At 47.8% G+C, this 21,119-nt stretch carries 21 protein-coding genes; 10 read left to right on the plus strand and 11 right to left on the minus strand.

Annotated features, from left to right (window positions below; genetic code table 11):
* Positions 1-22 precede the first annotated feature (22 nt).
* From PV783_RS31395 to PV783_RS31415, 5 genes are all read right to left on the minus strand, one after another.
* Positions 23-1,132 carry an SPFH domain-containing protein gene (locus tag PV783_RS31395; RefSeq protein ID WP_420990777.1) on the minus strand — a complete coding sequence of 370 codons (1,110 nt, stop codon included), beginning with the start codon at positions 1,130-1,132 and terminating at the stop codon, positions 23-25.
* An 81-nt stretch (positions 1,133-1,213) separates the two neighbouring features.
* A complete protein-coding gene (locus PV783_RS31400; RefSeq protein WP_420990778.1) occupies positions 1,214-2,059 on the minus strand; it encodes an alpha/beta hydrolase in 846 nt (281 codons plus the stop codon).
* 182 nt (positions 2,060-2,241) lie between these two features.
* Positions 2,242-2,742 carry a hypothetical protein gene (locus PV783_RS31405; protein WP_336388498.1) on the minus strand — a complete coding sequence of 167 codons (501 nt, stop codon included), beginning with the start codon at positions 2,740-2,742 and terminating at the stop codon, positions 2,242-2,244.
* Positions 2,743-2,916: 174 nt separating this feature from the next.
* Positions 2,917-3,672: an SGNH/GDSL hydrolase family protein gene (locus tag PV783_RS31410; protein WP_420990779.1), complete on the minus strand. Its 756-nt coding sequence runs from the start codon at positions 3,670-3,672 to the stop codon at positions 2,917-2,919.
* Positions 3,673-3,746: 74 nt separating this feature from the next.
* Positions 3,747-5,105, minus strand: coding sequence for an acyl-CoA dehydrogenase family protein (locus PV783_RS31415; RefSeq protein ID WP_420990780.1), 1,359 nt, complete (start codon positions 5,103-5,105; stop codon positions 3,747-3,749).
* A gap of 704 nt (positions 5,106-5,809) precedes the next feature.
* On the opposite strand from PV783_RS31415, the gene PV783_RS31420 reads away from it, so the two are divergent.
* From PV783_RS31420 to PV783_RS31435, 4 genes are read left to right on the plus strand one after another with little or no spacing between them, the layout of a single operon-like run.
* On the plus strand, positions 5,810-6,373 hold the full coding sequence (locus PV783_RS31420; protein WP_079471997.1) for an RNA polymerase sigma-70 factor: 564 nt from the start codon (positions 5,810-5,812) through the stop codon (positions 6,371-6,373).
* A gap of 47 nt (positions 6,374-6,420) precedes the next feature.
* Positions 6,421-7,398, plus strand: a complete 978-nt coding sequence (locus PV783_RS31425) for a FecR domain-containing protein (RefSeq protein WP_420990781.1) — start codon at positions 6,421-6,423, stop codon at positions 7,396-7,398.
* Between the two features lie 31 nt (positions 7,399-7,429).
* Positions 7,430-10,036 (plus strand): carboxypeptidase-like regulatory domain-containing protein, encoded by a 2,607-nt coding sequence (locus PV783_RS31430; protein WP_420990782.1) that lies wholly within the window; start codon positions 7,430-7,432, stop codon positions 10,034-10,036.
* 2 nt (positions 10,037-10,038) lie between these two features.
* Positions 10,039-11,064, plus strand: a complete 1,026-nt coding sequence (locus PV783_RS31435; RefSeq protein ID WP_420990783.1) for a DUF4249 family protein — start codon at positions 10,039-10,041, stop codon at positions 11,062-11,064.
* Between the two features lie 4 nt (positions 11,065-11,068).
* Here PV783_RS31435 and PV783_RS31440 read toward each other — a convergent pair whose 3' ends face one another.
* Together PV783_RS31440 and PV783_RS31445 are read right to left on the minus strand one after the other, a co-directional pair.
* Positions 11,069-12,928 carry a M1 family metallopeptidase gene (locus tag PV783_RS31440; protein ID WP_420990784.1) on the minus strand — a complete coding sequence of 620 codons (1,860 nt, stop codon included), beginning with the start codon at positions 12,926-12,928 and terminating at the stop codon, positions 11,069-11,071.
* A 67-nt stretch (positions 12,929-12,995) separates the two neighbouring features.
* Entirely contained in the window at positions 12,996-13,358 is a 363-nt protein-coding gene (locus PV783_RS31445; RefSeq protein ID WP_133256190.1) for a hypothetical protein, read from the minus strand.
* Positions 13,359-13,632: 274 nt separating this feature from the next.
* Between PV783_RS31445 and PV783_RS31450 the strand changes: the two genes are divergently transcribed.
* Positions 13,633-14,703, plus strand: a complete 1,071-nt coding sequence (locus tag PV783_RS31450) for a ParM/StbA family protein (protein ID WP_079472003.1) — start codon at positions 13,633-13,635, stop codon at positions 14,701-14,703.
* A gap of 9 nt (positions 14,704-14,712) precedes the next feature.
* Positions 14,713-15,186 carry a bactofilin family protein gene (locus tag PV783_RS31455; RefSeq protein ID WP_227024540.1) on the plus strand — a complete coding sequence of 158 codons (474 nt, stop codon included), beginning with the start codon at positions 14,713-14,715 and terminating at the stop codon, positions 15,184-15,186.
* Positions 15,187-15,258: 72 nt separating this feature from the next.
* Here the strand turns inward: PV783_RS31455 and PV783_RS31460 are convergent, their stop codons facing one another.
* Positions 15,259-15,486 carry a DUF3820 family protein gene (locus PV783_RS31460; protein WP_079472005.1) on the minus strand — a complete coding sequence of 76 codons (228 nt, stop codon included), beginning with the start codon at positions 15,484-15,486 and terminating at the stop codon, positions 15,259-15,261.
* A 96-nt stretch (positions 15,487-15,582) separates the two neighbouring features.
* Here PV783_RS31460 and PV783_RS31465 point away from each other — a divergent pair, with 96 nt between their 5' ends.
* Positions 15,583-16,020, plus strand: coding sequence for a nuclear transport factor 2 family protein (locus PV783_RS31465; RefSeq protein WP_079472006.1), 438 nt, complete (start codon positions 15,583-15,585; stop codon positions 16,018-16,020).
* Here the strand turns inward: PV783_RS31465 and PV783_RS31470 are convergent, their stop codons facing one another.
* Entirely contained in the window at positions 16,021-16,665 is a 645-nt protein-coding gene (locus tag PV783_RS31470; protein WP_079472007.1) for a DUF4136 domain-containing protein, read from the minus strand.
* A gap of 143 nt (positions 16,666-16,808) precedes the next feature.
* Here PV783_RS31470 and PV783_RS31475 point away from each other — a divergent pair, with 143 nt between their 5' ends.
* Positions 16,809-17,228, plus strand: coding sequence for a response regulator (locus tag PV783_RS31475; protein WP_420990785.1), 420 nt, complete (start codon positions 16,809-16,811; stop codon positions 17,226-17,228).
* Between the two features lie 4 nt (positions 17,229-17,232).
* On the opposite strand, the gene PV783_RS31480 is transcribed toward PV783_RS31475, so the two are convergent.
* The gene (locus PV783_RS31480; RefSeq protein WP_420990786.1) at positions 17,233-18,105 is read right to left on the minus strand and encodes a class I SAM-dependent methyltransferase; all 873 of its coding nucleotides are present in this window, start codon (positions 18,103-18,105) and stop codon (positions 17,233-17,235) included.
* A gap of 166 nt (positions 18,106-18,271) precedes the next feature.
* Between PV783_RS31480 and PV783_RS31485 the strand changes: the two genes are divergently transcribed.
* A complete protein-coding gene (locus tag PV783_RS31485) occupies positions 18,272-18,745 on the plus strand; it encodes an Lrp/AsnC ligand binding domain-containing protein (RefSeq protein WP_079472010.1) in 474 nt (157 codons plus the stop codon).
* Between the two features lie 90 nt (positions 18,746-18,835).
* On the opposite strand, the gene PV783_RS31490 is transcribed toward PV783_RS31485, so the two are convergent.
* The gene (locus PV783_RS31490; RefSeq protein WP_079472011.1) at positions 18,836-20,008 is read right to left on the minus strand and encodes a THUMP domain-containing class I SAM-dependent RNA methyltransferase; all 1,173 of its coding nucleotides are present in this window, start codon (positions 20,006-20,008) and stop codon (positions 18,836-18,838) included.
* A gap of 78 nt (positions 20,009-20,086) precedes the next feature.
* Here PV783_RS31490 and PV783_RS31495 point away from each other — a divergent pair, with 78 nt between their 5' ends.
* Positions 20,087-21,118 (plus strand): sialidase family protein, encoded by a 1,032-nt coding sequence (locus tag PV783_RS31495; protein WP_420990787.1) that lies wholly within the window; start codon positions 20,087-20,089, stop codon positions 21,116-21,118.
* The last annotated feature ends 1 nt before the right edge of the window (position 21,119 follow it).

Consider the following 21,119-nt stretch of genomic DNA (forward strand, 5'->3'; position numbering starts at 1 on the left):
GATGCCGGCAAGCCTGCTTTTGTTAAGGTAATGGTGGTGGTACGGTGGCTAATACCGGCGCCAGTTCCGGCACTGTATTGGCGGCGGCCCATGCGGCCATACCGGTTTTCCACACAAGGGTTTGGGCATTCAGGCTGCCCGCAGCGGCCAGCTGACGAAGTTGATCCGCATCAAAGGGGCCGGTTTGTTTGCCATCTACTGCCACAAAAAAAGGTGCAGCGCCGGGTAACGGAGGTGGTGCGCCACCGCCTGCGTTGGCCTGCTGGTTATTGTTCTGGAAGATGTTACCTACCTGTCCCATCATAGCTGCGCCCATACCGGCGCCTAAGCCTGCAGCTGCGAGTCCGCCGCCGGAAGGGTTTTCCGCTGCCTTTTCCATTGCGTTGGCAGCCTGGAATTGTGCATATGCGCCGAGGTTCCCCACAATGCCCATGCTGCTGCGTTTGTCCAGTGCCGCTTCCACTTCCGGTGGCAGGGAGATATTTTCTATCAGGAACTTGGTCAGTTCCAGTCCGAGTTCATTAAATTCAGTGCCTATCTTCCCGGTGATCTGGGTGGATACTTCTTCATAATTGGCTGCCAGGTCCAGTACCGGCACCTTTGCTTCTGCCACGGCCTCCATACCACGCGAAACTGCGAGATTACGCAGTTGCTCATTGATCCCTTCCACGGTGAATTCGGGGTTGGTAGCCGCTACTTCCTTCAGGAACTGTGCAGCATCCTTTACGCGGAAAGCGTAGCTGCCGAATGCACGCAGTCGCACCGGTCCAAACTCCGCATCACGCAGCATTACCGGGTTCTTGGTGCCCCATTTCTGGTTGGTAAACTGCCGCATGCTCACAAAGAACACATCGGCTTTAAAAGGGCTGTTGAAGCCATATTTCCATCCCTGCAAGGTGCTCAGGATAGGCATATTCTGTGTAGTAAGCGTATACATGCCGGGTTGGAATACGTCGGCAATTTTACCTTCATTCATAAAAACGGCCACCTGTGATTCACGCACGGTAAGCTTGGCGTTCATTTTTATTTCATTCTGGTAGCGGGGAAACTTCCACACAATGGTATCTGCGGACGGGTCGGTCCATTCAATAATGTCAATAAATTCATTCCTGAGTTTATCAAAAATTCCCATGGTAACAGGTTTTAAGTGGATCAAATTTAGCCAATTATTCCCTCGAAAAGCTACTTACGAAAAGTTATAATTTATGTAAACTTACTTCACCACGGTTTTCAGCCACTTTTCCATGAGCGAAGGCCAGGCTTCCCCTGCCGGGTTGCCGTTACGCAAGCCGTATCCGTGACCGCCTTTGGCATAAAAATGCAGTTCCACCGGCACTTTGGCATCGCGGAGGGCGCCGGCCATTACCAGGGCGCTGTTGCCATAGAAATCATCTGCAGTGGCAAAAAGAAACATGGAAGGCGTTTCACTGCTTAATGTCAGTTCAGGGGTGAGCGCCCTGTTTTCTCCTTTATCAAGATAAGCGGGGTAAATGAGTGCGCTGAAAGCCGGGCGTGCAGATAAGGAATCTGCTTTATCAATTGGCGTATAGGTATGTACGTTATATTGCGTAGAGGCCCTGGCAGTAAGACTTCCACCTGCCGAAAAGCCCATCATTCCTATCTTGCCGGGTTCCAGCTTCCATTCTGATGCCATGCTGCGCACCAGGCGGATAGCGCGTTGTGCGTCCTGCAGGGCGCCGGCTTCTTTTTTAGGCACCCGGTATTGCAATACAAAAGCAGTATACCCCAATTTATTGAGCCAGGCGGCTATTTCGTATCCCTCCAGGTTAATGGCCAGGATACTATAACCACCACCAGGACAGATGATGATGCCGGCGCCATTGCTGTTAGAAGCTTCCGCCGGAAATACTTCCAGGATAGGATCTGTAACATCGGTAAGCCGGGTTACATTATTGCTGCCATCTGCCGTTACCTTTGCGGTTTGTTTGGCGGCTGTTTCACCGGGCACCGCAGCGGGCCAGAGATGGATCTTCCGCTGTTGCGCGGTAATGGCTGTATTTACTCCTAACATCATTAATAAGACAACTATTTGTTTCATAACCGGATTTTCAAATTCATATAATGAAACAAATGTAATAAAAGAAAGGAGCAGATAAAAGAACAGCTTCCCAAAAGGGAAGCCGTGTTCAGATCTAACCGGCAGGATATGCAGATCCTGTCAGTGTTTATGCTAATGAAAACAGCACTGTAGCAAAGGTTATTGGTTCCTGACCTGGTTGACTAAATAGCGTTGCAGGTAATTACGATGGTCCGGGTTACGGTATCATCCCCGAATTTGCCGGTACCGGTAATTGTAAATGACGTGGCGCTTGTTTTCACTGCCTTGAAAGTTCCGGTAAAATCATCTTCTACCGGTTGTTCCAATGTGCCGTCTGCCTTCAGGTTCCAGTTAAAGGTGCGCGTTTGCGGCATATTCCCGTCGCATTTGGTGGGGCCTTCATCTTCCACACCGGTGCCATTTGCATTATAGATCACGTAATCATCTTTTGTGCATGCGGGAAGATCTTTATAAAGATCCTGCACTTCTTCTTCCTCTAAACCGGGACTGATAGTCATGGCTTTGATCTGCCATTTTTTGCCCACCAGGAAAGCGGCGTTCATTCCTTCTTCGTTACCTGGTTTATTCTTTTCTTTTTTGCATTGTGTAAAAAACAATACGCTCATAAAAGCAACCAGTAAGAGGGCAACACGCTGCCGGGGGAACATTAAAATTTTTCTCATGATTAAATATAAAAATTGTGAAACAAAGGGTTAATGGGTGCAAAGCTAGTGTGCACCGGCGTTTCACATCTCAGTATAAATACTTAATCAAAAAAATGAGGAGAAGGACGGAGAAAAAAAATCACCGGGTAAAGCGATTGCCCCGGTGATCTATATTTTATTTTACACGCTTTTTTATTTTACACATTGCAACCAGGCTTCCGTCATCAGCTGGGCGCCGGCTACGCTGGGATGTACACCATCGCCGGTCCAGTAGGCGGCCGGCGCTGATTTCTGTGCTTTATCAAAAATAGATTGATAAGGAATAAAAGTAGCCTGGTATTTGTCGGCCAACTCCCGTGCAGCAGCGCGGTATTCATCAAAAGCGGGATACCACTTATCATCTACGGCCTTCACGCCTTTTACCGCAAAGGGTTCACCGATGATCAGCTGTACACCCGGCAGCTGCTCTTTGGTGCGTGTCAGCAGTTTATCGTAGTCGTCGCGGTAAGTTTGCACCGTGCCTTTATAGTTGTTGCTCAGCGTGTGCCAGTAATCATTTACACCTACCAGGATGCTCAGCACATCTGGTTTAATCACCAGGCAGTCGATATCCCAGCGGTCGGCCAGTTGAAATACTTTATTTCCGCTGATGCCTTTATTATATATCTTCAGATTCTTATCTGCATTTTTTAACAGCATAGCTGATGCGGCCATCAGCGCGTAACCGCCGCCCAGTGCGCCGCCTGCATTAGGTTGATCGTTATCGCGTTTACGGCCTGCGTCGGTGATGGAATCGCCCTGGAACAATACCACGCTTTCCTTTTTCAGTATTATCTTCTTAGGTTTTTCTGTTACCGTTGCGGCGGCAACAATATCTGGAATGCTGATGGCAGCAAGGGTTCCCAGGGAAACATTCCTGAGAAAATTACGTCTGTTTGATGAATTCATAACGATCCGGATTAAATGTTAGTTGCGGCATAGTCCACAATCAGGCACTTAAACTATAAAAAAGAATTGATATTTTATACAAACGCGCTGAAACCGGTGATAGCCCTGCCCACAATCAGGGAATTGATTTCCTTTGTACCCTCGTACGAGTAAATAGCTTCTGCATCGGCCACAAAACGCGCTACATTATATTCCAGCAAAATACCGTTGCCACCCATTACTTCCCGCGCACGGCTTACCACATCGCGGGTACGCAGCGTACAAAACACTTTGGCCAGTGAGGCATGTTCGTCCTTTAGTCCGCCGGCATCCTGTATTTCCGATAAGCGGAATACCATTGTTTGCATGGCAGTAAGATTAGACAACATTTCCACCAGGTGCCCCTGGATCAGCTGAAAAGCGGCAATAGGTTTTCCGAACTGCTTACGTGTTTGCGTATACGCCAAGGCATTTTCATAGGCGCCACGTGCGCAACCTACCGCTTCCCAGGCCACACCTGCGCGTGTCATGCGAAGTACGCGGGCTGTATCTTTAAAGGAAGATGCATTTTGTAAACGGTCGGATTCTGCAATGCGGCAATCTTTCAACGTGATCAATCCATTCTGCACAATACGTAGTGCCATTTTATCATGGATCTTTTCCACGCTGAAGCCGGGCGTATCTTTTCTCAGCAGGAATCCTTTCACCTGGTTATCGTCCACATCCCTTGCCCATATAACAATTACATCCGCGAAGGTGGCATTACCGATCCATTTCTTCTGGCCGTTTAATATCCATGTATCACCTTCCCGTTTAGCCGTAGTGGTTAGTCCGCCTGCGGTACCGGAGCCTACTTCCGGTTCAGTGAGACCAAAGGCGCCGATAATATTCAGCTGTTGCATGCCCGGCAGCCATTCCTGTTTCTGCGCTTCGGAACCCAGCATATAAATAGATCCCATTGCCAGTCCGCTTTGAACGCCGAAGAATGTTGCCACCGAAGCGTCTATACGCGCCATTTCCATTGCAATGATACCTTCCATCAGGAACGACCGGTTAGGGCAGCCATATCCGTCGTAGGTAACGCCGCAGATATTCAGCTCCCTGAATTTGGGAATGATTTCAAAAGGGAATTCCGCTTTCAGCCAGTATTCATTAACGATGGGCTTGATTTCCTTTTCCATGAATGCCCGTACTTTCAGTTGCAGGGCCCTGTCTTCCGCATTGAGTTTTGCCCCGAGGTCGTAGAAGTCGCCCTCGATAGGCGGCAGTTCTTTCTTCTTACTACCGCTGGTGAGCATTTTCATTAACCCGTTCAGTTGTGTGTCATCCATTTTTCCTACCGATTCCATCACCTTTGGCAGGTCTACTTTTTCGGAGAGTTTAGCCAGCATGGCGAAATCGATGCTCTTCAGCAGGTGGTATGCATTCTTCAGTTTCGTGAGAGGTCCGGACATCTTACATGGTTTTGCTTAAAAATACGGAATATGGGCGACGCGGATATTGTCTTTCCCGGGATTACGCTGATTATATTGATTAGGAGGGTATTTAAAGGTGGCATGAACAATAGCCAGTTCATACTTAGCACATGCTTTACACATGCCTTTGACGTGGAGAGGACCTGGACCTGACGTGGAGGGGACGTGGACTTGATCGGTAATGCATTGTGTATCAATGCGCTATAGGGGGTTCCGGGAAATTCCTGCGAAGGGTTCCGTCAGAGAAAGGAACTGTATATCAATACTTTATGCAGATTATAAAGATAAACGGGATCTGTTGAAAATCCAAAAAAATCAGTGTAATCAGCGTAATCCAGGGAAAGACAATATCCGCGCCGATGGCAGATCAGGATAATTTGGGGTTACCAATAATGAGTACAGAATACAGGAAAATGGCGGGAGTTTAAAATAGGGTTGCATAGAACCATATGCAACCCCGGTTTAAAACACAACTAAAAAAAACTAACTTCTAACAAACATATAGGCATAGCTGTTATATTGCTGACGCAGAAAATTGCGAATCCCTCTACTTCTTTCAAAAAAATATTAATCTTTTCTACTAAATAAAAATATTATCTGTAATGTGTAAACTGTAATTGTTTTCAAAAAGATAGTTACTTTCGCAGCGATCATTTCATATACTAAAACTTCCTGAAGGTTAAATGATTACATCACCTTCTTACCAGGCATATAAAGAATTATTTCATTCACAATACAATGACTTATGTAACTATGCCTATAGTTTTCTGAAAGACGATGCAGCAGCAGAAGATGTTGTACAGGAAACTTTTATTAAGCTTTGGGAGAAACACCGGCAGCTGATAGACATACCTAATATAAAGGCATACCTGTTCCGTGCAGTCCGGAATAATTCTATTTCCGTGCTACGCAAACAAAGTACAGAGGAAGCCGGCAACAAGGGCTTTGAATGGCTGGCAGAAACGGCGGAAGATCCCGACGCAAAAGAAGTTGAAAATGCAAAGCCTTACTACGAGCAACTGGTGTATGAAGCTATTGCCAACCTTCCCCCGCAATGCCGGGAAGTATTCACCTGCTGCAGGTTGCAGGGAATGACACATCAACAGGCGGCCACCAAACTCGGTCTTTCCGCCAAAACAGTTGAAAACTACATGGGGCGGGCATTGAAGTTGCTGCGGAAATATTTGCAGCAGTACGGACTGCCTGTAAGTATCCTGTTTTTACTAAAAATATTCATGCCCCTATAGAGGGTTGTTATATTAATGAGCGTTATTTAAGTAGAGCACACTGTATTATGGAGCATTTTGATACCTACCTGCATGAGATAATTGCCAAAAATCTGTCTGGTCAATGTACGGAAGCTGAATCTGCTGCCCTGCAACGATGGCTGGAAGCTTCTCCCGAAAACCGGGCAGAATATGAGGTACTTGCAAAACTATGGCAGGACAGTCCCGCTGCAGTTGTGCCCAGGCGGGAGTACAATACTGCCGCTGCCTGGGATAAAACAGACCAGGCGATACAACCGGCGCCATCCCGTGTAAAGGTACTTTACACCAAATATGCTGCCGCTGCAGCTATCCTGATATTGCTGACTGCCGGCGCATGGTGGCTGGAAACTCGCTCGTCGCTGAAGAAACATGAACTGGCAGCCAACGATGGTAAAATAAAAAGCCTGGAATTACCTGATAAATCAATGGTAACACTCCGGCAGGGCGCTATGATCCGGTATATCAACGGCTATCACCACAACCAGCGTATCGTGGAACTGGAAGGAGAAGCCTTCTTTGAAATAGCCAGTGATCCGGAACACCCGTTTTTAGTAAAAACGCCCAATCAATCGGTGATTGAAGTACTGGGTACTTCCTTTACCGTACAAACAGGGAAAGACAGTACCGCCGTTACTGTTGCTTCCGGCAGTGTAAAACTCGGTGTGGAAGGCGATACCGCCGCTGTAATCCTGAATAGTGGACAGCGCGGTGTGTGGGGCAACGGGCAGTTGTATGCCAACAATAACCACAACCTGAATTTCATTGCCTGGAAAACAGGTATTTTGCAATTTAATGACCAGACACTGCTTGAAATATTGCCACAATTAGCCGACTTTTACGCAAAAGATATCAGGGTTGATGAAAAATACAGGGAAACTGCATCGCAGCAAAAAGCTACGATTACATTCCGCAATCAGTCCTGCGATGATGTTTTGCATGAATTACAACTATTGCTTGGGTTCCACTATCAACAGGACGGCGATTCCATCGTCATCGGCCAGTAGAACAACAAACCCTCTTTTCCTTATTTATGGCATGCTGTTGTTGCTGTTCCCGTTTCAATTCCTGCAGGCACAGCACAACGGAAAGGATATTCTCCATCAAAGCTATACCCCTGCTTCCCGGCAGGGGACTATTTTATTTTATATACAGGATCTCCAGAAAGTAACCGGTATCAACGTTTCCTATAGCTCCAGCTTTTTGCACCTCAATAAAAAAGTGCAGCTCAGCGGAACAGAACATACCACCGGCGACGTACTGAATGCCATCCTCCAGGGTACCGGCATCCAGGCGGCTGCTCTGAACGGGAAAATATTCCTGCTCCGCGAAACTTCCCAGGTACAATACTATACCATCAGCGGATTTGTAAAAGAAGTAAACAGCAATGAACTGATCATTGGCGCGTCCGTATACGACCCCGTTACCCGGAAAGGAACCGAAACCAATGCCTATGGCTTTTACAGCCTGCAGGTACCGGACACCTGCCTGGGCGTGGTGTTTTCACATATCGGCTACAAACCCGTGTTCCAGCACCTTCCGCCACCGGACGACGGGCAGCTGGACATACACATGGAGGCCCGCAGCATGCTGCAAACGGTGGTGGTAAACGGCGAAAAGGAAACCGTTAATTCACAGCCGGGGTACATTAATATGCCCGTTGGATATGTATCCAATTTCCCGGCGCTGATGGGGGAAAAAGATGTACTGAAATCACTGCAGCTGTATCCCGGTACCGGCAGCTCCCTGGAAAGCAGCAGCAACCTGCTGGTAAGAGGCGGCGGTGCAGACCAGAACCTGTATCTCCTGGATGGCGTTCCCCTTTATCATACCGGCCACCTGTTCGGGCTTTTCTCCATCTTTAACGGAGACGCAGTGAAAGATGTGTCGCTTTATAAAGATGCCTTCCCGGCCCGCTATGGCGGCCGCCTTTCTTCAGTAGTGGATATCCGTACAAAAGACGGGAATATGAAAGAATGGCATGGCAGCGCGAGCCTGAGCCCCGTTTCCGGCAGCGTCCTGCTGGAAGGCCCCATCGTAAAGGACCGCAGCTCCGTTTCTTTGTCTGTAAGACGATCATTGGTAGATGCCCTCTACGGGAGAGCTTATCTGAAAGACTATGGCAAGTATTATCTCTACGATGTAAACTTCAAACTCAACCAGGTTATCGACAACAAAAACAGGATCTATGCGAGCTTCTATAAAGGACAGGATAAGATGTTTATCAGGAGCGAGAACCCTGTTATACAGTTGTTTGATGATTACAATTTTGACTGGAGCAACATTACCGCTGCTGTTAAATGGACCCGTGTGGTGAATCCAAAAATATTTTCCAGCACCACTGCTACCTACAGCCGTTTTTATAACCTCTTTACGCAAAATTCCATCATCCCCCTCTCCTTTTACGACTCGCTGTTTGTAAGAGGAAAAGGCGTTTCCCGGGTCAGGGACGTAGCCATCAGGAATGAAACGGAATATGCGGTGAGTAACAGTCACCATATTTCCTTCGGCGGCGGGTACACCTATCACAACTTTGCGCCCACAGCCTATCATAACAACATCTCGGCGGGAGAAGCCACACAGCGGAAAGCGCCCATTTATTATATGTCGGAGTTTTCCACATATGCGGAAGATGAACTCAGCTTGCTGAACGACCGGCTGATTGTGCGGCCCGGACTGCATTTCGGCGCACTGGCGCAGCGTTCCTCCTTTTATGCCAGCTTGCAGCCCCGCCTCATGCTGCGGTGGAAGCTGCCCCATTCACAATATGTACAGGCCTCGTTTGCTGAAATGACGCAGTTTGTGCACCAGCTTACTACTCCGGTGCTCAACCTCCCTACTGACCTGTGGGTGCCCAGCACTGAAAATATTAAACCGGAGCATGCCTATTCCTACAGCGTTGCTTATCAGCGGCAATGGAGCAACCAGTGGCGCTTTAACGTGAACCTCTATTATAAACAACTGAAAAATATTGTTACCACCAACACGGTGCTGAATATCTTTGATAACTCTGATCTCTGGGAGAAAAAAGTGATCGCCGGCAACGGCTATAACTACGGCAGCGAATTGCTGCTGGAGAAAACACAGGGCAAGCTGACCGGGATCTTCTCCTATACCCTGTCGTGGGCCTGGCGGCAGTTCGACCGGCTGAATGCAGGGAAGATGTTCCCTTATAAAGAAGACCGCCGCCATAATATTTCCCTGGCGCTCAAGTACCGGTTTAATCCGAAATGGAGCCTGTCTGCTTCCTGGAAGTTCGCCTCCGGCGCGCCTTTCACCCTGCCGGTGCAAATATTCCCGGACTTCGACTGGGGCCGTAATATCAAAGGATACCTGGATGAACGCTATTCGCCGTTCTCCACTTACCAGCTAAATTATTTGCCCTACATTTCCCGGTTAAATAATTACCGCCTGCACCCGGTGCATCACCTGGATCTCGGCGCTACCTTAAACCTGGGCAATGAAAAACGCTTTCATCATGTGATCACTGCGGGTGTATATAATATCTATAACCGCACGAATCCTTTTATCGTGAGCTTTGACCAGTTCTCTTATTTTGACTACAGTGACGTATACCCGTTACAGTTATATCAATATAGTTTATTCAGAACATTGCCGTACCTGACTTATACGTTCAAATTCTAATTATGAAGTACCTGTTTATATTATTCCCGGTTTTGATGGTGCTGCTGCTAACGGCCTGTGAGCAGGAATTACCGCTTCCCCCCAACAATGCCGTTCCCAGGGAAGTGGTGTACAGTGAGCTGGTGGCTAACAGCACACCGGAAGTGCGGGTAGGCAAAAGCAAGCCGGTAGGCCCTGGTATCAACACCGGTTTCGACCTGGTGGAAAATGCAGATGTACAGCTGCTGGATAAAAACGGGCAACAGCTGGAAACACTTACGTACATGAAGGATTCCAGCAATGCCATGAGTGTATACCGCGGTAAAACCATGCTGGATGCAGGCAAAAATTATAAAATACAGGTAATGGTGCCCGGCCTGAAAACCGTTACCGCCATGGCTTCTATCCCTCCTCCTTTTAAAGTGGAACTACAGGATACCCTGCGTACATTGCTTAACGGACGGCCCGTGTTACGCTTTCATTTTACCGTGAATCCTATTCCCGGTGTGAAACAATACCTGGTGATGGAAGCAGTAAAGCAAAGCGTTACCACGGATACTACTTTTTCGTATAGGGGTCGCCGGTATAGGAAGAGCGAAAACGATTCCCTCTACCAGAAAGTAAAAAACCTGCCTAGCTGCAATCCTAAAAAAGACAGCAGCTTCCTCAATGATTATCTCCGTATACCCTGCTATACACAGGATGAGAATGCCGACAACAACCAGATTGGTGGTTTGAATGAAAACTATAACAGCATCCTGTTTACACAATCGGGTAAGCCGCTTACCACTTATTTTTATATCAATGCCACCGCCCTCAGCTCTAATCCTGCTGAAGCCATTGCGCCGGTAGGAAGGGTGCTGGTATATGTAAAATCTGTCTCAAAAGAATATTATGATTTCCTGCTCACCTATGAAAAGGTAAAGCGGAATCCGGGGCTGAACAGCCTTATACAGGCCATTCAGCTCAGGAGCAATACGCAGGGCGGACTTGGTATTGTGGGAGGTAGTTACCAGAAATTGTATTATCTCTATTACGATAAACTATAAGCGGTTATTTTACTTCGTAGGTGTTATCCCGTTGGTTGATGTCTGCTGCCCAGGTGCTTCCCAACGTTACTTTTTTTATTTTTTTGGGAGATGAAAACAGGAGTGAAATTGTTTTGTTGCCCTTCTCCCATACCGCGATACTCCGGTGTAATTTCGTGGTGCTGTTGTCATCAAAGTAGATGGTTACATCTACCGGAACCGGTTTATTTCCGATTGAAGTGATCTCGATGGTCCCTTGCTTTCCTTTTTGTGTTACCCGTGTGATGCCGAGGTCGGGAAAGCCGTTGTCGAAGAACCAGCTTTTCCAGAACCAGTCCATATTCCTGCCGGCGCCGGTGTTCATGCAGTAGAAAAAGTCGTACGGCTGCGGGTGTTTACCGTTCCATTGCGACATATAGTAATGCAGCGCTTTCAGGAAAAGGGTATCGCCCAGCATATCTTTTACGTAGAGGTATCCGAGGGCTGGTTTGGGATAGGAATTGGTTACATAGGCATCCGTGGTTTGGTTGGAGGGCGTCATAATGGGCAGGTCCGCCTGTTTGCCGGCGATGTAGTTGTAAGGCAACATGCCATAATCATCCACGATGGAGCTATCGATCAGTGGTGAAATGATCCATTCGCCGATAGTAGCCCATCCTTCATCCATCCAGGCGTATTCCGTTTCATTGGTGCCCATGTAAAAGGGAAAGAGCGTATGAAAAATTTCGTGGTCGGTTAGCTCGATGGTTTGGGCTTTATCGGCCAATGGGTTGTCGTTTACCATCATCGGGTATTCCATTTGGTCCAGTCCGTCGAATACCGTTTCGTGCGAATACGGGAACGGCCATTTAGGAAAGTGGTGGCTCATCTTATCTACAGTAGCGCGGGCGTAATGCACTACATCAAAGAAATCGGCATGTGCGGGGTTAAAGGCTACATCCACGCGGGTGCGCCTTTTGGTGGCGGCATCTACTTCCACGCTGGTGGCGTTCCAGCAGTAGTGGTTGCTGATGGCAAATGCAAAGTCGGTGACGTTGGCCGCCTCATACTGCCAGGTATTGGCGCCACGCCCGCGGGTAATGTTGCCTTCCCGCACATCGGTGCTATCTATCACCGCGATGATATCGTTGCTCTTTTCTGCGGCAGCAATGCGTTGCACATACTTATCGTTGTATACGGCCGCGGTATTTTTCAGATCGCCGGTAGCCCATACCTGGTAGTTGCCGGGCACTGTGATGGCTACACGAAAATCGCTGAAGTCGTTGTAAAACTCCTGCGTACCCATGTAAGGGATCTGGTCCCATCCGTTGATATCGTCGTATACCGCAATACGTGGAAAGAAGTAGGCGATGAAATAAGCACCGGAGTCCACTACACCGGTTCTGATGTGCGTGTTTTCGTTCAGGGTATAGGAAAAGTCGAGGTTAAACTGTACCGACTGCCCCGGGTAAAGATCGGGGATGGATACCGGCATATTGGTGCCGCGGATGGTAACCGGCAATGGTTTGGCTTCGCCGTTTACCTTCATGTTCTTTATAACTACGCCGTTGGTAAGGTCTTCCGGGGAAACCGCCATATTTCTCACAGCTCCTTTCTGGAAGAGGTTGGGAAACAGTTTAAAGTTAATGGCTCTTAATGTATCGGGGCTGTTGTTGGTATAGCGGATCTGTTCCGAGCCCGATACTTCGTTTGTTGCCGGGTTGAAGGCCACTTTAATATCGTATCCTGCTTTGTTCTGCCAGTACCTGGCGCCCGGCGCGCCGCTGTAGCTGCGGGTTTGATTGTCGTATGCCTTTTTGATGGTCAGCGGCATATACAAAGGGGCTTGGGCGGTAGCCTGCTGAAACGCTGCCAGTAGCAACCATAAAATACAATATTTCCTCATAAGCTATATAAAAGCGGTGGCTTCAAAAGTAGGGAATTACCCGGAAATGGTGTGGCAGAAGGAAATGCTATGGGATATGGGTGGTATCCACCGGCGCTTTAACAGAATCTGCCGGGATACGCAAACTATCTGATGGGTTGGTATGCAAACTGTCGGTGGCTGAATTCGTACTGTCTTTCCCGTTGGCCCCTTTCCCGGGCAACGGAATAGTGGGCGCCGTATTGCGGCGTTTGGGGGAGTAAGCGCTTACTGAACCCTGCTTCTGCATATCATTCATTGTTTTTTTATCAAAGAGATATTTAGGGTGTTTCTCCGGCCGGAGTCCCCGTTCAAACTGGGCCTCCGCTCCCACTGCGGGCGCCTGGTACACCTTCCGGGAGGAATGACAGGCCCATAAACAAATACCGGCAGCCAATACGAGGTACTTCATACAAATGAAAATAAGAATGAATACAGGCAGAGGGGGGACATCTTTTAAAACGGTAAAGCCGGGGCGTTTATTATCAGCAGGGAACGCTATGTGCTGCATTTACCCGTGATGATACATTTTGAAATGTAACATCGCTGTATTAAATTTAGCATAAATTCACTGGTTGTCATCCCCTTATTCTAATATTTTATATCTTTAACCGCTATTTCAATCCCGATGAAAACCCTCCCTCAACGGAGAGTCACGGCTACATTCGTTATTATAACAAAGCACTATGAAAGTATCAACAACCAGCTTCCCAAGCGTTTTTGAAACCGCATTCGGAAACACAGAAAATTCAAGTAAGGATCTTCTCAACGGACTAAAAATTAAAAAGGATGAAGCCTGGTACCTGGTAGGCAACCTGGCCAAAAGAGGTGGGATCAATCCCGGCAGAGTTACCAATGCGTCGCCCACGGAAGAGGATTATGAAATACTGTTTAAAGCTGCTTTGCTGAACACCATTGATAAAGTACAACAACCCATTGCCCTTACCGTTGGGTTCCCCTTCTCCACTTACAATATTTACAAAAACGCTGCGGAGCAGTTTTTGAGTAAACGTCATTTCCTGATCGATTACGATACGCAGACTTACAATACCAAAGGTTCTTTCAAGAAAGCGATGTTTGATATTGAGAAGTATGAAGTGATCCCTGAAATCGTAGGTGGTATCATCGGGTTAAAGAAAAGTATCAATGAACCGCAGCTGGACAACTTCATTGCCATCAGTTTTGGGTTTGGTACCATTGAAGGCGGCATGGCCACCGGCGATGGGCTGGTTCACCGTACCTGCTTCAGTTCCCACGGTATCCGTTATGCCATTAACAACCTTACCCGTGAGCTGAACCAGAAACACTACCTGGAAATGAAGAACGAACACCAGGTGGATGATGCTTTCATGAAAGGTTCTATTTTCACCAACCGCAAACGGATCGATCTGCGCGACATGCGTAAAGGTGTGCTTACGCAATATTACCGAGAAGTTGTTTCTCCCCTGATGCGCAGTTATTTTACGGACCTGGATTTTGAAACCTGTGAAAAGATTTACCTGATGGGCGGTGGCGCTCACTATCGTGAACTGACAGATGCTTTTGTAGAAGAGTTCCGTGATTTTATCCCGGTAGAAGTTGCTCCTGAACCAGAAAAGCTCATGAGTATCGGTTATCTTTATAATTCATTGAGAATATCAGATAATAAACCTCAAAGAAGCGTGGGGCTTGACCTGGGTAATTCCAGTTCTATTGTGTCTACTTTTGAAGATGTAGCACAGCATTCTCCCGCTACACCTAATCCCATCACCCTCTAATTTATCCTTGTGATCAATGTCAGACATATTTTCCGAAATATAATTGTTCCCGGAGCCTTTCGTATCCCAAAAACAGTTTCCGTGAACGGTAGTATAGATGCTTCTGTTTCCGGTCGTATTGACGGGAACGTAAGAGGCGATGTAAAAACCAGCGGCAAGCTGGTGGTTAGTGAAACAGCGAGCATCCGTGGCCATATATATGCTGCCGACCTGGTGGTACACGGGAAAGTGTATGGCGATGTGTACATTACCAACAAAGCCCATATCAGCAATAAAGCGCTGGTAAAAGGCGATGTAAACGCGATGGTGCTGGAAATAGAGGAAGGCGCTGTGGTGGAAGGCGCTATCCGTAAAAACGTGCAGCCTGTTCTGAAAGCCGATCTTAGTCATACCCCGGTTGCGGAGGAAATCAAGGTGTCTGCCGCGGTAGATGCTGAAACCGGCGGTCATGAAGAAGAAGAAAAGAACACCAGCTGGTTCTGACAAATACTACTGCCAGTTTTATACCTCGTTCGGGCGGTTGTTTCCTTTGATGGCAACAACCGCTTTTTGTTGCTACTTCTTTTTCAGAGGAGTAAGTAATTGGGTAAGACCGTTCATTTTTATCACCAGCATGGTTTCGAGGAGCATCCCCAGTTTGCCTTTCGGGAAGCCTTTCCGCTGGAACCACTCCAGGTAACTTACCGGCAGGTCGCAAAGCACCACATCTTTATACTTTCCAAACGGCATTTTCATCACTACCAGTTGCTGCAACATTTCCGGATCGGGCTGTGACATCTCCATAAAAAACTGATTTATAATTAAGCCGGCAAATTAAAATTATAAATCCATTTTCCCACGCTTCTTCGTAATTTGTAATAGTCTCAAACATAATCATGCATGAAAATTTCCCTGATACTGTTACTGGCGCTTTCTTTTGCAGGATGTGTACAGCCCGGGGCTAAAATCAGCCTGGCTAATTCCAACACCCTGGTAGTAAAGGATCTCTTTGAGGCTTTCAATGCACACGACTGGCAAAAGCTGGCGGCCTGTTACAAGGATACCGCTACTTTCCTGGACCCTTCCTTTGGCCCGGAACCTGTACTACGTACCCGGGAACAAACCGCTCAAAAATACAGGGAGCTGCAACAGCTATTCCCCGACATTCATGATGAAGTGGTGAATGTATATGCCGATAAAAACCATATTACTGTAGAATTCATTTCCTCCGCCACCGGCCCTGATGGCAAAAAGTGGCGTCTGCCCATCTGTACGGTGTTCACCATAGACGATGGAAAAATTGAGAAAGACAACACTTATTACGATAACCGTCACTGATCATCTTTTCAATAATCCTCCATTCTCCAGCGCATCAGATACCTGGGTGGCAAAGGCTTTGGCAAATGATTCCAGGCTGTTGGGATTGTAGGTTTCAGATTGACCGGACCATACCAGTTTGCCGTCCTGTTTCAGGTCGTACAGGTTACTTTCCAGGAAGTATCTTTTATCGGTAGTATAATAGCCCGGAGAATACACCGATCCGTACATATAACCATAATACCCCCAGAACCGGCCATACCAGCCGTATGCAGGGTAAGGAGCATAGGAAACGGAACCTGGTACATACCTGGTTTGGGATTCCTTATTCACCAACGAGGTGGTTAACACGGCAGTATACCCCGCATCCAGCATTTTCTGCGTGGCAGCGCTTTTATCCTGGTCTGTTAAGGGGTTGAATTTAGGCGGAAACAGGTCCAGTCCCTTTCCGGCTACAATGCCGCGTTTCTGAAGGGCGGCCGCCATCTGGGTTTCCACCACCTGCTGCGCCCCCACGTTTGAGGTCAGGGAGGCCACCAACATATTATGATACCCTTCCACAGGAGCTTCCGGCGCTTTCCAGGCTCCTGTCATGTGTACGGTGGTACCACATGCGCCCAATAATAGCACCATGCCAACCAGCATGGATGTGATGATCGCTTTCATAAAATTTGTTTTTATGCGCCCATAGGCTGCAATAGAACAACAAGACACCCTGTAAAAAGTTTACGCCAAAAAAATGACAATCCGGTTTTAACAATCCCGGCAGTATGAGTGTAATAAGGTGTACATTTATATGCCAGCATAACATGAATATGAACTCAGATAATAACCGGGAATTAACGACCCTGTTAATGGTGGATGATGATGAGGATGACCAGGAATTTTTCAAACTGGCGCTTGGCACCATCAGGGAAGAAATTACCTTTACCGCAGCCAGTAACGGCCAGGAAGCGTTTGATCTGCTCCATACCCGGACTATTATGCCGGACATTATATTCGTAGATATGAATATGCCGTTAATGAACGGTTTTGCTTTCCTCGAAAAAATAAAAGCTACGCCTCACCTGGAGCATATTCCGGTGATCATGTTTTCTACCAGTGATGAGAAGCATGAAATAGCCAGGGCGAAATCACTGGGTGCAGTGGATTTTATCACCAAGCCTGCCCGTTTCAATGAGTTATGCCGGTTGCTGCAGGAAAAGCTGGATTTATATGCAAAGGTGTAAGCGTCTACTCTCCTACGCGTTCTGCACAGGCTACCCTGTAAAACTCATATCCTTTTTCCGACCGGCCGGGTAAATAGTGTTTCCGGTATTCGCTGGCACCCAGATCCTCCAGCAGATGAAAGTTATACTGGTGCAGGTAAGCGGGTAATGCAGCCGGTTCAAAGCCAAACGTCCACCGTTCCTCCAGCTCCGCTACGTCTTTAAGCAGTTTTTCGCCACCATAAAATGCGGCAGGGTTGTCCAGCACGGCCTGGTGTACATAGGTAAAAATGACCCTGGAACCGGGTTCAAAGCGTTGCAAAAATGCGAAGGTGCTGTCGATGGCTTCTTTGTTGAGGTAATTGGTTACGCCCTCCCAGATAATGGCGGTGGGCACGGTAAAATCAAAGTTATTCAGTGCGCTCAGCTGATCAAGGCTTTGCCGGTTAAAGTCTATCTGGTAATAATATACTTTGGCCGGCAGCTTATGTGCGCGTAATTTCGACAGCTTATAGGCAGCGGTATTGGGATGATCGATTTCCACCACTTTAAGTTGACGAAGAAAAGGTAAACGCAATCCGCGTGTATCAAAACCGGCGCCGAGGATATACACCTGCTGCGCGCCTTTATCAACCGCCTGCAACAACAGGTCATCTATATACTTTGTACGGGCAATACCGGAAGATAAGGCGCCCGGGATCTTCTTCCGGATAATCCACTCCGCGAAAGACCTCCAGCCTGGTATCCGGCAAAGCCATACGCCTAATTTCAGCCTGCTGTCAAGAAACCAGGAGGCAAATTTGTCGGTGAACAGGCGCCGGTCCCGGGAACGGGTGGTTTCCAGCGCCCGGAATAAGGCCATATATTGCGCGGTTCTACTCGTGACGTCTTCCTTCATGGATGGTGTTTTATGAACTCCCCCTTTAATTTAATCAAAAAATACGAATATCGTTTTGGCCCCACCCCGTACCTGGCAGTCAGGCGGCATGACCAGATCGATAATTTTTGCGATTATTTCAAAATAATACCTATTTTTAGAAAAAAATCTAAATCGTATCACCAAAATGAGTCAGCCATTAAATATTGACAAATTAGACTTACAGATCATTTCGGAAATGTCAACCGACGCCGGTATCTCTTATGCAGAGTTAGGTAAGAAGCTCTTTGTATCCGGTGGTACTATTCATGTACGCATCAAAAAACTGCATGAAATGGGTGTGATTAAAGGCACCCGTTTACAGGTAAACCTGCGGGCTATCGGGTATGATGTATTGGCCTTTATTGGTATTTACCTGGAGAAAAGCTCCCTGTATGAAAACGTAGCCAAGCAGTTATTAAAGATTCCGCAGATCGTAAGACTGAACTATACCACCGGTTCTTACAGCATGTTTGCGGAAATCATTTGCAAGGACAGCGGGGAGCTGCGCAAAATATTGCAGGACGATCTGCAGCATATTAAGGGAATAGAAAGAACAGAAACAATTATTTCGCTGGAAGAAAGTTTTTCAAGACCTATTAATGTCAGTGAAGTAGTGTGATTATAAAAGACATAAAAAAAACGCTGTTCTGTGAGCAGCGTTTTTTTTATGTCTTTCGTTAACGGCTAAACGAAATGCCGGAACGATGATTTATAATTTACGTGCATCGCGGGTACCGGCATACAGCTCGTATTCCAGCAGGCGGCAATCGATGGTGCTGTTATAAAACTCTATCCTGCGTTTGGCTTTGAGGCCAATCTTCTTTGCCAGTTCAAGGTTACCGGTGAACACGTATCCAAAATAGCCACCGCATTGTTGTTTCATGAAATCACCGATACGGCCATACGTTTCTTCCAGCGCTTCAATTTCTCCAAGACGCAATCCATATTCCGGGTTCATGTATACCACGCCGGCAGCGCCTTCCGGCACTTCTGTGCTGGCGAAATCGCATACGCGGAACTCAATCATATCTTCCACGCCGGCGGCCTTTGCATTTTTACGGGCGTTTACAATTGCCATCTCACTCAGATCGGTAGCGATAATGCGCAGCTCCGGCACTTCCACGATCTGCTTTTCCAGCAATCCTCTTTCATCGAGATATACGTTTTCATCAAAGCCCCGCAGGTGCATAAAGGCGTAGTTATCGCGGAAAAGACCGGGGCGGCTGTTGGTGGCTATTAATGCCGCTTCAATGGCAACGGTGCCGGACCCGCACATGGGGTTGATGAAAGGCGCTTTACGATCCCAGCGGGAAGCCAGGATGGTAGATGCCGCCAATGCTTCCAGCATGGGAGCGCGGCCGGGTATTTTACGGTATCCGTGCCGTGCGAGGGAATCGCCGGTGGTATCTACAAATATTTCTGCATTTTCATTTTTCCAGAACAGGTGGATTACTGCCCCGGTCAGCTCCGCACCGGTAGAAGGGCGCTTGCCTGTTTTTTCGCGCATACGGTCCACCACTGCATCCTTCACTCTCAGGTTGGCAAACATGCTGTTGTTGATCGTTTCATTCTGCACATTGCTGGTAATGGAGAAGTAACCATCTTCCGGGAGAATGGTTTCCCAGGGGTAGGATTTCAGCTGATTGTATATTTCATCGCCGTCGGTTGCTTCAAATTGTTTCAGGCTGTACAGCACCTGGCTGCCGCAACGCAGGTTCAGGTTAAGGCGGATACACTCATTGAGAGAGGCATTCAACCGCACACCGGTAACGAATGTTTCGTCTACAGTAAAACCCAGATCTTTTACTTCCTGCTCCAGGTAAGGCGTCAGGCGTTTGTTACAGGTGATGGTAACGGTTCCCTTTGTTGTATATAATGACATAAGGCCGCAAATTTACCAATCTTTATGATAATCCCCGTGCATTCCTTATTTTAACAGTTCAAACATACTTCAGCACCTATGCGTTTTTATCTCTCTTTGTTATTGCCGGCGGTTCTGTATTTCCCGGCGAAGGCGCAAACAAAAGCACTGCCTGTGCGTAATGAACTCATTATGCCGGTGCCGGTTACGCCTTCCAGTCATGCGTCTACCGTTACGGCGTTGTCTTCCGGGGATTTGCTCAGCGCCTGGTTTGGCGGTGATGAGGAAGGAAGTAAAAATGTAGAGATCTGGTCGTCGCGCTTTACTGCCGGCAAATGGCAGGCGCCTGTGAAGCTGGCGGATGGTATCATTAACGACACGCTTCGCTATCCCTGCTGGAACCCGGTACTGTTCCGTACCAGGGCCGGGTTGCTTTGCCTGTTTTATAAAGTGGGTCCCAATCCACGGGAGTGGTGGGGCATGGCCCGCTACAGCAGTGATGACGGCAGCAGTTGGTCATCTCCCGAAAAACTACCGGATGGCATGTTGGGCCCTATCAAAAATAAATGTATACAGCTTCCCGACGGGCGCCTGCTGCACCCTTCCAGCACAGAAAGCGTGAAAGGCAATCAGTGGGTATCTCATATGGAGATCAGCGACAGCACCGGGCATCAATGGCAGAAGGTAGCTATCGACTGCGACACATTTGGCGTTATACAACCTACGATACTCACGCACCGCGACGGCCGGCTCCAGCTGCTGTTCCGCAGCCGCCAGCATGTGATAGCCACGAGTTGGTCGAAAGACCACGGCGCCAGCTGGACACCTGTTACCGCGCTGAAGCTGCCCAATCCCAATTCAGGCATTGATGCAGTAACCCTTCCCAATGGCGCAATGGCATTGGTATATAATCCAACAAAAGGCGGAAGCGACTGGTCAGATGGCCGCAATGAGTTGCGGGTGGCCGTTTCAAAAGACGGCATCAGCTGGAAAGATGTGTATCAGCTGGAGAAGCGTGCAGGCGGCGAATACAGCTATCCCGCCATAATCGCCACCGCAGATGGTTTGGTGCATATCACATATACCGACGACCGGAAAAATATCCGTGCAGTAACCTTACAATTGAAATAAA

The sequence above is a fragment of the Chitinophaga sp. CC14 genome, from assembly GCF_048957795.1.
GTDB lineage: Bacteria > Bacteroidota > Bacteroidia > Chitinophagales > Chitinophagaceae > Chitinophaga > Chitinophaga ginsengisegetis.